Consider the following 13,241-nt stretch of genomic DNA (forward strand, 5'->3'; position numbering starts at 1 on the left):
CTGACCACGAAACGTGTCTAGGGCAGGTGACTCAGCAGCTCGGCATGGCCGGAGGCGAGCAGGGTGTCGATCTCGGCGGCCGGCAGGGGACGCGCGAAATGGTAGCCCTGGGCGTGCCGGTAACCGAGGTGGGCGAGGCGTTCGGCCTGTTCGGCGGTCTCCACGCCCTCGGCGACCAGGTCCAGGCCGACGGCCTTGGCGAGGGCGATCACCGCGGCCGGCATGGTGTCGCGGCGGCTGGTGTCGGTGCCCTGCGTGAACGAACGGTCGAGTTTCAACTGGTCGACCGGTAGCTCGTGGAGCAGTGTCAACGTCGACTGCCCGGTGCCGAAGTCGTCGAGCGAGATCCGCACGCCGTGGCGGCGCAGCGCGTCCAGGCCGGCCACCGCCTCGCCCAGGCTCACCGCGGTGCTCTCGGTGATCTCCAGGGTGAGCTGGTACGGCGGAATGCCGGTCTCGGCGAGGACGGCCAGCACCCGGTCCACGAAGCCCGCGTCGCGCAGCTGGCGGGAGCTGACGTTCACGTTGAGCACGCCGGGCGAGGACGGTCCGTGCGCGGCGTGCCAGACGGCGAACTGTTCGCAGGCCTCGCGCAGCACCCAGTCGCCCAGCGGCACGATCAGGCCGGTGCGTTCGGCGACCGGGACGAACTGGTGCGGCGGCACCACGCCCATCGTCGGGTGCGCCCAGCGGACCAGTGCCTCGACGCCGCGCAGCCGGCCGGTGTCCAGGGCGACGATCGGCTGGTAGACCAGGAACATCTGCCGGTCGGTGATGGCGTGCCGCAGTTGGGCGCCGAGGGCCGCGGTGTCGGCGACCGTGCCGGCCATTCCGGGGGTGTACCGCTCGACGCCGCTGCCGCCGTCGTGCTTCGCGGCGTACATCGCGATGTCGGCCCGGCGCAGCAGGTCGGCCGGGTCCTCGCCGGCCCGGCCGTCGGCGATGCCGATGCTGGCCCGGACCAGCAGTTCGTGACCGTCGGCGACGACCGGCTCGGCGAGCGCGCCGATCATGCGGTGGGCGATCTGTTCGGCGGTCCGGGGTTCCAGGTCGTCGAGGATCACCACGAATTCGTCGCCGCCGAGGCGGGCCACGGTGTCCTCGGCCCGGACCGCCGTGGTGAGCCGCCCGGCCACCGCGATCAGCAGGGCGTCGCCGACGCCGTGGCCGAGGGTGTCGTTGACGGTCTTGAAGTCGTCCAGGTCGATCAGGGCGACGCTGACCCGCCGTCCCGGGTTCTCCTCGGCGTCCATGGTGCCGGCCAGCCGGTCGGTGAACAGCGCCCGGTTGGGCAGGCCGGTCAGGATGTCGTGGGTGGCGCCGTGGTCGAGGCGGGCGACCAGGCGGTCGTTCTCCCGGAACACGGTCTGTTGGCGGAGCACGACAAGGCCGGAGAGCAGTACCGCCGTCACCGCGATCGGCATCGCGTCGGGGTCGTGGTCGCGCAGGCAACTCAGCAGGAGCGCGTCGACGCCGCCGATCGCCAGGTACGGCAACCACACCGGGAGCCGCCGGGACAGTTGACGCCGCGGAACCGTGTCATCGGCGTTGAGTTGACTGTATCCGGCAATCAAGGTGCACGTCATGACGAACGGAACCGACAACTGTGCGGTGCTCAGCCACGGCTTGTCCAGCAGGAACCGCTGGCAGGCGGCGATGGCCGGGCCGCCGATCAGGCCGGTGGTGAGCAGCGGCAGCACCCGCGGGGCGAGGTGCGCCCGGCCGGCCAGGGCGACCTTGCCGACGGCGAACAGCGTCACCATGTTCATCGTGAACGTGATCATCCCGGTGATGATCGCCGCGGTGTCGAAGCTGGACGCCTGCACGACCGGCAGCGTCACGTAGTGCCAGGAGAAGGCGCCCGCCGCCAGTAGCACGACCGCGCCGTCCAGCCCGGCCCGCACCACCTCGCCCCGGCTGACCAGCCGCAGCGGCAGCCGGGACATCGCCCACAGGTTCATCACCACCGAACCGCCGTACGCGATCTGCGGGATCGTCGACAGGTAGGTGGGCGGGTGCCCGCCGGCCAGCGTGTCGTACGCGTTGACCGACGTCCCGGCCAGCACACATCCGCAGCTGATCGACAGGTGGCGCCAGAACCGCCGGGACTCCGCGGGCAGGCCGCCTCGCCGGGAGAGCCGGATCAGGGTGACCGTGGTGAGCAGCGAGGCGAGCGGCACCGGCAGCCAGAGGGCCGGCTCCAGTCCGTCCATCGGGCCGCGCAGGCCGATCCCGAACGCCACGGCGACGATCAGCAGGCACAGCAGACTCAGGGCGACCATGACCACCTCCCTCGGATGCCCCTACCGGACCGTCGGCGGCTCGGCGGGGCACCTGAGGGGGCGGGTCAGACCGCCGTCCGCGACCAGTGCTGGTTGGTCCCGCCGTTGCAGGTGTACTGGCTGATGTCCACGCCGTCCCCGGTGCCCGCGGCGACCACGTCCAGGCATTTGCCGCTGTGCCGGGCCACCAGCTGGTAGTAGGAGCCGGTCGCCACCCACTGCCACTGCTGGTTGGTGCCGCCGTTGCAGGCGTACTGGACGACGTTCGCGCCGTCGGCGGTGGAGGCGGACGCGACGTCCAGGCATTTGCCGCTGTTCTGGTTGACGACGCGCAGATAGCCGGTGCCGAGGTCCTCGAACGCCCAGCGCTGGTTGAGGCCCGCGTTCCAGGCGTACTGCTTGACCTCCGCGCTGTCCGACAGCGAGGCGCTGACCACGTCGAGGACACGCCCGCTGTTGCGGTTGGTCACCTGGTAGTGGGCGGTGGGGGTGTTGCCGCCGCCGTCCAGGCCCCACGAGTAGCGCAGCTGGTCACGGCCGGAGGTGCTGGTGGTGGTCAGGCCCAGGCTGGTGCCGCTGCCGGTGATGGTCTGCAGACGGTAGGGGTCGTTCGGGCGTACCCCCGGCCAGTAGACCGTGCCGAGGCCCAGGGACCGTGCCTCGGCGGCGGTGCCCCGCAGGAACGTCACGAAGGCGTCACTCGTCGACGGGGCGTTGTAGTTGCGCCCGTCGGTCATCGTCGCGCCGAACTCGGTGATCAGCACCCGGCCCGCGTAGCTGCCGACGCTGGTGCGCAGCGCCTCCCGCCAGGAGTCCTCGGTGGTGCGGGACGCGTCGAAGAACTGGTAGATGTGCCGGGAGATGAGCGTCCCGTCGAACCGGCTGTCGCTGCCGATCGTGGTGAGCCGCTGGTTGTACCCGGCACCACTGATGATCACCCGGGCGCGGGGGACGCCGGAGTAGGTGCTCAGCCACTGGGCGGCCAGGTTCTTCCAGTCGGTGTCGGAGTAGGCGTACGGCTCGTTGAACGGCTCGAAGTACACATTGCCGGTGCCGCTGTACTTCGTGACGATCGTCTGCCACATCGACCAGTACTGGGTCAGGTCGTCGACCGAGCCGTCCCGGTCCGAGGCGGCCTCCCAGTAGCTCAGGATGACCCGCATTCCCTTGCTGACGGCCGTGTCGATCGCGCCGGTGTAGGAGTTCCAGTAGCTGCCGGACACCGTCGTGTAGTTCACCGGCATCCGGACCGTGTTGGCGCCCAGGTTGTTCTGGAAGCCGGTGAGGATGCCGTTCGCCTTGGCCTGCGTGGTCGCGTAGGTGTCGGTGGTGGCCAGGCCGCCGAGCACCAGGGTGCCGTCGACGAAGTTGTCCCGTTCGTCGGCCCAGTTGACGCCGCGGAAGTCGGTGGTGGCGGCCTGTGCGGGCGCGCCCGGGACGGCCAGCAGGGCCGCGGCCAGCAGGGCGCCGGCCGCGAGGCGTGCAGCTCTCATCGCACGACCTTTCTCGTTGACATCGCCAGTCTTCGATGTTTCAGCGATGTTAACGTGACCATGGCCGTCGTGTCAGCCGTTCACATTGCCGATCATCCGGTGCAGCACCCGCAGCGTGGTCACGTAGTCGGCGTCGTCGATCCCGTGATGGATCGCGGACCGGATCTCCGGTGTCCGTTCCGTCATGGCGATCCGCGCCTCCTCCCCGGCCTCGGTGATCCACAGGCGACCGTCCCCGCCGTCCAGCCGCAGCCAGCCCCGGTCCACCAGCACCTCGGCCTCGGCGGCCAGATCGTCCTCCGGCCGCAGATATCCGGTCATCGCCCGGCGCAGCTCCGGCACCGTCATCCCGGCGCCGCCCGCCGACAGGTCGTGCCGGGACAGGTGGCGCAGCAGCCAGAACTGCGGCTGGGTGAACCCGCACGCCGCCATCCGGGACCGGGTGAACGCGATCAGAGCCTCGTAGGCCACCCCGGTCCAGTAGGCGGCCGGCTGGGCGGGATCGTCGGGGAGCGTCATGCCGCGACCGTAGAACCTGCATCGCGCTTCAGGTCAACCCCACAAGATCAAAGATCAAGATCTGGATGTCCCACCCGGGTGGTGGGTGCGGACCGTCGCTCCCGCGGAGGCCGGGCCCGGCGATCTGGCCGCTGGCGCGTCCAGCCCGATCGCCGCACCCTTCATTCTGCGTGCCCGCTCACCCTCACCCCGTGTACACCGCACGAACCCGGCACGGGGGCCGACAAGGTACACCGCCATGAGCGCCCGTCCACAGGGTGGCGATCCCCGATGGCTGGGCGGTTACCGGGTGACCGGCGTTCTCGGCTCCGGCGGCATGGGCGTCGTCTACCGGCCCCGGCCACGACCCGCCGTACCTCTACACCGGCTCCTGAGACGGGCCGCTTCCCTCAGGTCCGGCCCCGCCGGTGCGATAGAGGCGGCATGTCTTCGCACCGGCGGCATGCCGCACCCCTCTTCAAGACCGGCACCGCAGCGGTGCTGGCGGCGGTCGTCGCCGGCACCGGCCTCGGCATGACCATGATGCTGCGCACCTCGCAGGCCATGTTCTCGGGCGGCACCGACAACCAGTCCGACTCGTGGCAGACCGGCACCGTCGCGCTCTCCGACGACGACGCCGGGGTGGCCCTGTTCAGTTCGGGCGCCGACGGGTTGCTGACCGGTGGCCAGGTGCTCACCCGGTGCATCGTGGTCAAGTACGACGGCACGCTCACCTCCAACACCTCCGTCAAACTGTGGAGCACGGCGACCGGGGCGCTCGCGCCGTACCTCAACCTGACCGTCGACCAGGGCTCCGGGAGCACCGACCGGGACTGCACCAACTTCACCGCCTCGACCGCGGGCATCTACACCGGAACGGTGTCCGGGCTGGCCGCCGCCTCGACCAACTTCGCCACCGGCGCCGGATCGTGGTCGCCGTCCACGAACGGCGCGACCATGACGTACCGGTTCACCGTCACCGTGCAGTCGGTGGCCGCCGCCCAGGGCAAATCGGCGAGCGGCACGTTCACCTGGGAGGCACAGGGCTGATGATCCGGCGTCGAGCCGGGGCGCACCGCTGGGCGTCCCGGCACCGGGCGCCCCACCGTCCGCACCGGGCACCCACACGGCAGGCCGTCCACGCGGCGGCGTTCGCGTTCACCGTCTCGATGGTGCTCACCCTCTTCACCGGGGCGTTCCTGCCGATGCTCTGGGGCTGGAAGCCGGTCGTCGTCACGTCCGGCTCGATGTCCCCACTGATCACCCGCGGCGACGTGGTCGTCGTCGACCCGGCCGCCACGGGGAAGGCGGGCGACGTCGTCATGTACGACCGTCCCGGCACCGGCGCGGTCACCCACCGGATCGTCGGGTACACCCCCGACGGGCGGTACCTCACCAAGGGCGACGCCAACCCGCAACGCGACCCGCAGCCGGTCACCGCCCAGGCCGTCGAGGGCCGGGTCCGGCTGCTCGTGCCATACCTCGGCCTGCCCGGCCTGCGGCTGCGCACCGTCCCGGCCGGTGTCGTGCTCGCGCTCGGCGTCGCCGCCCTGGCCCTGCTCGCCCTGCGCCGCCGGCCCCGGCTGGTGGCGACCGCCGCGACCGCCCTGGTGGTGGCGGTGCCCGCCGGGCAGCAGGCCCAGGCCGCGTTCCTGGGGAGCACCGGCAGCGACGTCTCCCTGGCGACCAACTCGCAGTTCTACCGGGACGCCGTCCTCGCGGCCGACCCGGTGAGCTACTGGCGGCTCGGCGAGACCGGCGGCACCCGCGCCGACCAGCGCGGACTGTCCCCGCTGACCTGCTCCGGCGTGACCGGCGGGACGACCGGTGCGTTGCCGAAGGACCCGAACACGGCGATGACCCTGCCGGCCAAGACCGCCTACTGCCGGGCGACGTCCGCCGCCGCACACAACCTGACCGGCCCGTTCACGGTCGTCGCCTGGGAACGGGCCACCTCCTGGCCGCAGACCGCGAACGGCCGGATCGTGGCGAAGTACGGCGGCGGCACCGGCACCCTCAACTACATGCTGGCCTGGGACACGGCCGGCACGGCGATGCGCGCGATCGTCGACACCAGCACCGGCCGTTACCAGACCGTCAAGGCGATGACGGCCGACAGCGACTGGCATCAGGTGGCGATGACCTGGGACGGCACCAACCTGCGGCTGTTCGTCGACGGCACCCCGGCGGACGGCAAGGCGGCCCCGGGAACCCCGGTGACCACCTCCACCGTGCTCACCGTCGGCTACACCGCCTCGGACTCGGCGGTGGGCGACGTCGACGAGGTCGCGATCTTCGCCCGTGCCTTCTCCACCGCCGAGATCGCCGCCCTGTACGCCCAGGCCTGACCCGGTAGCGACACGTCCCGACCTTTCCAGGCGTCCGGCGGAGTCTCCCCTGTGTCCGGTGTGGCCGGACACCTTCCGCAGTCAGGGTCTGCCCGCGTGTTGATTTCGGGCGTCCAGCGCGCCCGTATTCACCACACCCCTCACGGGTGTGTTGACTTGTGGCGTGCAGCGCGCCCGTAATCACCACACCCCCACCGGTGTGGTGACTTGTGGCGTGCAGCGCGCCCGTAATCACCACACCCCCACCGGTGTGGTGACTTCGGGCGTGCAGCGCGCCCGTATTCAACACGCCCGCGCGGGTGTGGTGATTTGGGGCGTCCAGCGCGGTGGGATACACCGACTGGTGGCTGGGACGGCAGCACGCCGAGAACGAGACACACCGGATCGCCGCGCAGACGGCCTACGACGACCACTGGCGCCGGCTGATCGGTAACGACCAGGAGCTCGTGCTCGGTGTGCTGTCCGCCGCGTTCGAGGCGGTGCCGGGCCGGGCGCCGGTCGGCGCGGTCGCTGTCGACGCCTGCCGCAGGAGGTGCAGGAGGCGTTCGTCACCGCGCACGCAGGCTGAACCGCAGGCGGCGGCCGGGGCCGGCCTCGTGCGGGGATGAGACAAGCGCAGAACTGAGCGCCGGCTCGGCGGCCGACGGGACGCCGCCGGGCACGGGACACATGGCGATCAACGGAACAACGCCGGGCACTCGGCGGCCGACAGGACGGGCCTGACCCTATCCGCGGGGGATCAGCACCGCGCCGACCCCGGGGATCGCCCGCTGCTGGCCGATCCGGATCAGCGCGCCGGCGGCGGTCCGCCCGTTCTCGCCGGTCTGCGACATCCGGGCCGCGACCAGGCCGGCCACGATCGGCGTGGCGAACGACGTGCCGCTCCAACTGGCCAGACCGGTGAAGACCACGGACATCGGTCCCTCGCCGGGCTGCCGCTCCTGGTAGACGTAGGGACCGGACGGGTACGCGTTGATCACGTCGGTGCCCGGCGCGTACACGTCCACCCAGCCGCCGTGGTTGCTGAACACGGCCCGCTGGTCGAGGGTGGCGTCGAGCGCCCCGGCGGCGACCGCGAACGGGGCGGCGGCCGGCCAGAACGGGCCGTGACTCGCGTCGTTGCCGGCCGCGGCCACCAGCACCACGCCCTTGTGGTGCCGCAACCTGCTCTCGTTGAAGGCAGCCAGGCCCAGCAGCCCGTTGTCGTCGAAGGTGTACGTCCCGGAGGACAGGCAGATGACATCCGGGTGGTCCTCGGCCAGCACGGTGCGCAGGGTGTCGACCACCTCGGTCTCGAGGGCGGCGCCCCGGTGGAAGAACAGGGTACGGACGACGACCGTGGCCGCCGGGGCGACCGTCCGCACCAGGCCGGCGATGAACGTGCCGTGTCCCCGGTAACGCAGGTCGTCCCGGGCCCCGGTGGGGTCGTTCCGCAGGGCCGCCGCGGCCCGGTCCGCGGCGGCCGGGTCCTCGATCCCGGTGACACCGGTCATCCAGGGCGTGGCGTCGCGGGTCGCCTCGTCCAGGGCGGTGTCCACGACCACCACCCGGACGCCGGCCCCGGCCTCCGGATCGGATTCCGGGGCGGGCCAGAGGGGCGTGCCGGGAGCGACGGGAACGGGCTCCGAGTACGGGCAGTGCCCGGCGTCCCCGGACCCGTGCGTGAGGTGCAGCAGGTGGTTGACCGAGGCGGCGCCGTCGCCCAGCGGCGTGGCCGCGAGCCGGACCCGCCGGCCCTCGCGGTCGGTGCCGTGCAGGATCAGGTGGAGGACGTCGATCGTGGAGCGGGGGACGTCGCCCTGTCCCAGCGGCAGCGCCAGCAACCGGTGGCCCGGCACCACCGCCGGCGGCTCGTCACGCGGCCGTCCGTCGCCCGGTCGCGGGTCCGGTCGCGTGTCGTCCTGCTGCCTGTCGTCCGGTTGCGGGTCCGGTCGCGTGTCGTCCGGCTGTCCGCCGTCCGGGCGCGTGCCCGGCTGTCTGTCGTCCGGGCGTCCGTCGTCCGGCCTGCTGCCCGGTGGGCGGAGGTCGACGGGACGGCCGGCAAGCCCGGCGATGATGGCGGTGGCACGGGCGACGGCGTCGTCGCGTACCAGGATGTGTCCCCTCTGGAAGAAGAAGCCGGAACCGGCCTCGAGATCGAACGGTCCCTGGCGGATGTAGTCCCGCTGCGCCCTCCGCCGGAGAGCCCAGCTGTCGTCGACCGGTTGCATTCCGTCCTCCTGTCCTCGGGTCACCGTTACGTAGACTGCGGTCCATGCGGCCTGATACGCCGGACCCCGAGCGACTGTTGCCCCTGGCACTGGCCCGGCCGCGGCAGGCGTACGCCGAGGCGACCCGGCTGCTCGACGGCGGCCCCGGCCCGTACACCGCGTCGATCGCCCACCAGGTGCGCGCCATCGTGGTCCGCGACCACGGCGACCACGTGCGGGCAGTCCGCGAACTGCGGCGCGCGGTCCGGCTGGCCGGCCGCTCCGGTGACCCGGAACGGCTCGCCGACGTGCGGGCCACCCTCGGGTTGACGCTCGGGCTCGCAGGGCGTACCCGCGAAGGTCTTGATCTGTTGAACGTGGCCCTCGACGGACGCCGGGGCGCCTCCGCCGGCCGGATCCTCGCCCGGCGCGCGGGTCTGCTGCGCAGCTGCGGCCGCCTCACCGAGGCCCTGGCCGATCTGCGCCGCGCGATCGTGCTGCTGGGGCGGGCCGGCGACGCAGTGTGGGAGGCCCGGTGCCGCAGTCACCGGTTCCTGATCTACGCGGCGGTGGGGCAGGCGGCCCGCGCCGACCGGGACCTGGTGATCGCCGAGCGGCTGTTCGTCGCCGCCGGCCAGGACCTGGAACACGCGATGACCGTGCACAACCGGGCCGAACTGGCCTTCCAGGTGGGCGACCTGCCGCGGGCGCTGGGATTGCTGGACGAGGCGCAGAGCCGGTACGACGCGCTGCGGGCGAACCGGCCGACCCTGCCGACGGACCGTTGCCACGTGCTGCTGGCGGCAGGCCTGGCCGGGGAGGCGCTGACCGTCACTGATCAGGCGTTGGCGCGGCACGTGGCGCGCGGTGGCGAGGCCACCCGGACGGCCGAGCTGATGCTCGCGGTGGCCGCGGCGGCGCAGGCGGCCGGGCGTCCGGAGGTGGCCGCGCACCGAGCGGCGCAGGCTCGCGCGCTGTTCCGCCGTCAGCACCGGCGGGCCTGGCAGAACCGGGCGGCGTTCGTCGAGCTGCAGGCGCTGGCCGACACGACAGCCGGCTTCGGGCTCGGTACGACAGACGGATCCGGGGCGGGGACGGCGGCTGTGACCGTGGCCGGAACTGTGGCCGGGGCGGACGCCGGGACCGCTTCCGGGGCAGCGGGCACGGCCGGGCTGCGGCGGCGGGCCATCGCGCTCGCCGACGAACTCACCGCGAGCCGGGCGCCGGAGGCCGGTGCGGCGGATCTGTTGGCAGCGCGGTTGTGCACGCCGGGCGGTGCCGCCGCCGACCGGCATCTGGCGCGGGCGGCCCGGGCCCGGCACCGGGGGCCCGGCCTGACCCGGGCGGCGGGATGGCTGGCGCAGGCCCTGCGCGCCGAGGCCCGCGGATCGGCCCGCGGCCTGCTGACCGCGTGCCGGCTCGGACTCGAGGCGGTGGCCGAGCATCAGCGCGGCCTGGCGGCGCCGGACCTGCGGGCGCATGCTTCGGGGTACGGCCGGCGGCTCGCCGCGATGGCCCAACGGCACGCGGTGCTGCGTGGTGATGCGCGGATGCTCCTGACCTGGAGTGAACGCTGGCGGGCCGGCGCGCTGGCGCTGCCCCCGGTCCGGCCGCCGTCCGATCCGGACCTGGCCGCCGACCTGGCCGCGCTGCGCGGCGTGATCCGCTCCCTGGAGCAGGCCCGGCTGGCCGAGGACCCGGTGGACCAGCTCGACCAGCGCCGCCGCAAGCTGGAGGCGTCGGTCCGCTCCCGGGCCCGCCGGGTACCGGGCGGCACGACCGGCGGCGGACCGGGCCGGATGCGGATCGGTGACCTGCTCGACGGGCTGGCCGGGCACCGGCTGATCGGGCTGGCCGTGGTCGACGGCCGCATCCACGCCACCACGGTCGCCGGTCGCCGGGTGCGGGCCTTCCCTGCCGGGACGCTCGACGCCGCCATGCGGGAGGCGGAGCTGGCCCGGTTCCTGCTGCGCCGCCTCGCCCACGGCCTACCGTCGCCGCGCTGGCGCGAGGAACTGGCCACGGCCGGCGCCCGCTTGCAGGAGCTGCTGCTCGGCGCGGCCGCCGGCCTGCTCGACGACGGCCCCACGGTGATCGTGCCGCCGGCCCGCTTCCACACCGTGCCGTGGTCCCTGCTGCCGGCCCTGACGGGCGTACCGGTGGTGGTGTCGCCCTCCGCGCTGATGTGGCTGCGCGCCGGAGCCGCCGAGGAGCCCGGCACCGGCGCGGCCGTGTCCAATGCCGGTGCGGCCTCGTCCGTTGCCGGCGCGTCCTTGTCCAATGCCGGTGCGATCGCTGGGCGGGCTGGGGAGCGGCGGGTGGTGGTGGCCGGTGGACCGGGACTGCCGGGTGGGGCGGGTGAGGTCGCCGCGGTGGCGCGGGAACACCCGGGGGCGGTGGTGCTCGACGGTCCGGCGGCGACCGTGGACGCGGTACTCGCCGCACTGGACGGGGCGTGGCTCGCGCACATCGCCGCGCACGGCCGGTTCCGGGCGGACAACCCGCTGTTCACGTCGGTCACTCTCGCCGACGGTCCGCTGACCGCCTACGACCTGGGCCGGTTGCGGCGGGCGCCCCGGCAGCTGGTGCTGTCCAGTTGCGACTCGGCGGTGGCGGCCCCGGTCGGTGGCGACGAACTGCTGGGCATGGTCAGCGCGCTCGCGCCGCTCGGCACCACCGGGCTGCTGGCCAGTGTGGTACCGGTCAACGACGGGGCGGCCTGCCCGATGATGGTGATCGTTCATCGGCGGCTGGCGGTGGGGGAGTCGTTCGGTGAGGCGCTGTGTGCGGCCCGGGCCGCCGCGCGGGCGACCGGTGACCCGGTGGCCATCGCGACGGCGGCGTCGTTCATAGCCGTCGGACGCTGAGAGTGCCGATATCGCGGCCATGGTCACAGGGTCATCCACTCGGTCAGGACGACCGCCCCGTCCGCCGTCCGGCACCGCAACCGGGCCGGACCCGGTGCCACCCCGGTCACCACGAAACGGCCCAGGTCGTCCGCCTCCACCGGCGCCGGAGGCAGCCCCGGATCCGGCCCCGCCCGGTCGAGCATCAGCCCGTCCACCGGCGCCCCCGTGAGCTGACCGATCAGGGTCAGCGCCGCCCCCTCCCGGTGGACTTCCAGGTCGAGGTGGACGTCGCCGTCCGCGTACCGCAGCATCCGCCCGTCGCCCTCGGCACCCCGGACGACCGCCAGGGTGTCGCCGCGGACCGCGGCGGCCGTGTCGGCGATCAGCCGGGCCAGCCGGGCGTCCATCCGCCGGGTCTCGAAGGCGGCGTCCGCGGCGGCCAGCACCGCCTCCGGGGTCGGGTCGGCCGTGTCGAGTACCCGGCGCAACCCGGCGAGCAGGGCGTCGTCGTTCCGGTGTGACGCGGTGGGCGGGCTGTCGTCGTCGCGGTGTGGCGTAGCGGGTGGGCTGTCGTCGTCGCGGTGTGGCGTGGCGGGCGGGCTGTCGTCCTTCCGGTGTGGCGTGGCGGGCGGGCTGTCGTCGTTCCGGTGTGGCGTGGTGGGCGGGCTGTCGTCGTTCCGGTGTGGCGTGGTGGGCGGGCTGTCGTCGTTCCGGTGTGGCGTGGTGGGCGGGGCGTCGTCGGGGTTCACAGCGGGTACGGCCCCGCCGCCAGCACCTCCCGCAGGCGGGCCAGGCAGCGTTGCCGGGTCGGGCCGATGCTGCCGATCGGCATGTCCAGCGTCACCGACACCAGCGCGTAGCTCGGTGGCGGGTCCGCCAGCAGCAACCGCAGCAGGGTCTCGCAGCGGGGCCCGAGGGAGCGGAACGCCCGCCACAGCGCGGCGTCCCGTTCGGTGCGCAGCAGGTGCCGGTCCAGCGGTTCGGACGGTCCGGGCAGTTCGTCGAACCGGTCCTGGTCGATCACGCGCTGCCGCCGGGCCAGGGTGTCCAGGCACTGGCGGCGCATCGTGGTGGTCAGCCAGCCGCCGACCCGGTCGGGTTCGCGCAGGTCGTCGAGGCGTTCGACGAGGCGCAGCCATGTGGTCTGCACGGCGTCAGCCGCGTCGTCGGGCCGTAGCCGCATGCCGCGGGCGACGGCCCACAGCCGTCCGCTGTAGCGCCGGACCAGTGCCTGCCAGGCGTCGCGTTCGCCGGCACGGATCCGTTTGACCAGGTCCTCGTCGCTCGTATCCTGCCAGCCGGCCATCGCGACCACTCCCGGGCTCGGGGACCGAACCCCCATTGTCGGCACGCCCCGGTGACGCTGTCCATGCACCTGTCGGTGACTTGTCGTGTGTCCTCATACCGGTCAGGACGGTTCGCCCGGTCGGCTGATACCGGTATCAGCTGGCCTCGGTGGGCCCTCTCTGCCAATGACGAACGCCACCGGCGAACGCTACTGACGAACACCGCCGACGAACACCGCCGACGAACACCGCCGGTGAACGCTACTGACGAACGCCGTCGGCGAAGAGCGGTGACG

10 protein-coding genes are annotated in these 13,241 nt (G+C 73.2%); 4 read left to right on the forward strand and 6 right to left on the reverse strand.

Translation table 11 applies throughout. The annotated features are described in order from the left end of the window. Positions 1–17: 17 nt before the first annotated feature. From QSK32_RS04305 to QSK32_RS04315, 3 genes are all read right to left on the reverse strand, one after another. Positions 18–2,282, reverse strand: a complete 2,265-nt coding sequence (locus QSK32_RS04305) for a putative bifunctional diguanylate cyclase/phosphodiesterase (protein WP_285471241.1) — start codon at positions 2,280–2,282, stop codon at positions 18–20. 65 nt (positions 2,283–2,347) lie between these two features. Then, positions 2,348–3,775, reverse strand: coding sequence for an RICIN domain-containing protein (locus QSK32_RS04310; RefSeq protein WP_285471242.1), 1,428 nt, complete (start codon positions 3,773–3,775; stop codon positions 2,348–2,350). A 72-nt stretch (positions 3,776–3,847) separates the two neighbouring features. Then, positions 3,848–4,294, reverse strand: coding sequence for a MarR family winged helix-turn-helix transcriptional regulator (locus QSK32_RS04315; protein ID WP_285471243.1), 447 nt, complete (start codon positions 4,292–4,294; stop codon positions 3,848–3,850). A gap of 423 nt (positions 4,295–4,717) precedes the next feature. On the opposite strand from QSK32_RS04315, the gene QSK32_RS04320 reads away from it, so the two are divergent. From QSK32_RS04320 to QSK32_RS04330, 3 genes are all read left to right on the forward strand, one after another. Then, the gene (locus tag QSK32_RS04320) at positions 4,718–5,323 is read left to right on the forward strand and encodes a hypothetical protein (RefSeq protein ID WP_045747160.1); all 606 of its coding nucleotides are present in this window, start codon (positions 4,718–4,720) and stop codon (positions 5,321–5,323) included. Next, the gene (locus QSK32_RS04325; RefSeq protein WP_285471244.1) at positions 5,323–6,621 is read left to right on the forward strand and encodes a signal peptidase I; all 1,299 of its coding nucleotides are present in this window, start codon (positions 5,323–5,325) and stop codon (positions 6,619–6,621) included. The genes QSK32_RS04320 and QSK32_RS04325 overlap by 1 nt, the downstream gene beginning before the upstream one ends. 326 nt (positions 6,622–6,947) lie before the next feature. Next, entirely contained in the window at positions 6,948–7,229 is a 282-nt protein-coding gene (locus QSK32_RS04330) for a hypothetical protein (protein WP_285471245.1), read from the forward strand. Between the two features lie 117 nt (positions 7,230–7,346). On the opposite strand, the gene QSK32_RS04335 is transcribed toward QSK32_RS04330, so the two are convergent. After that, positions 7,347–8,831, reverse strand: a complete 1,485-nt coding sequence (locus QSK32_RS04335; protein ID WP_285471246.1) for a S8/S53 family peptidase — start codon at positions 8,829–8,831, stop codon at positions 7,347–7,349. A 44-nt stretch (positions 8,832–8,875) separates the two neighbouring features. Here QSK32_RS04335 and QSK32_RS04340 point away from each other — a divergent pair, with 44 nt between their 5' ends. Further along, positions 8,876–11,677: a CHAT domain-containing protein gene (locus QSK32_RS04340; RefSeq protein ID WP_045747162.1), complete on the forward strand. Its 2,802-nt coding sequence runs from the start codon at positions 8,876–8,878 to the stop codon at positions 11,675–11,677. Between the two features lie 23 nt (positions 11,678–11,700). Here the strand turns inward: QSK32_RS04340 and QSK32_RS04345 are convergent, their stop codons facing one another. Then, positions 11,701–12,408, reverse strand: a complete 708-nt coding sequence (locus tag QSK32_RS04345; RefSeq protein WP_285471247.1) for a hypothetical protein — start codon at positions 12,406–12,408, stop codon at positions 11,701–11,703. Then, complete coding sequence (locus QSK32_RS04350; protein ID WP_285471248.1) at positions 12,405–13,001, reverse strand: RNA polymerase sigma factor; 597 nt, start codon at positions 12,999–13,001, stop codon at positions 12,405–12,407. Before QSK32_RS04350 ends, QSK32_RS04345 begins: the two co-directional genes overlap by 4 nt. Between the last annotated feature and the right edge of the window lie 240 nt (positions 13,002–13,241).

Source organism: Actinoplanes sp. NBRC 101535, assembly GCF_030269225.1.
Taxonomy (GTDB): domain Bacteria; phylum Actinomycetota; class Actinomycetes; order Mycobacteriales; family Micromonosporaceae; genus Actinoplanes; species Actinoplanes rectilineatus.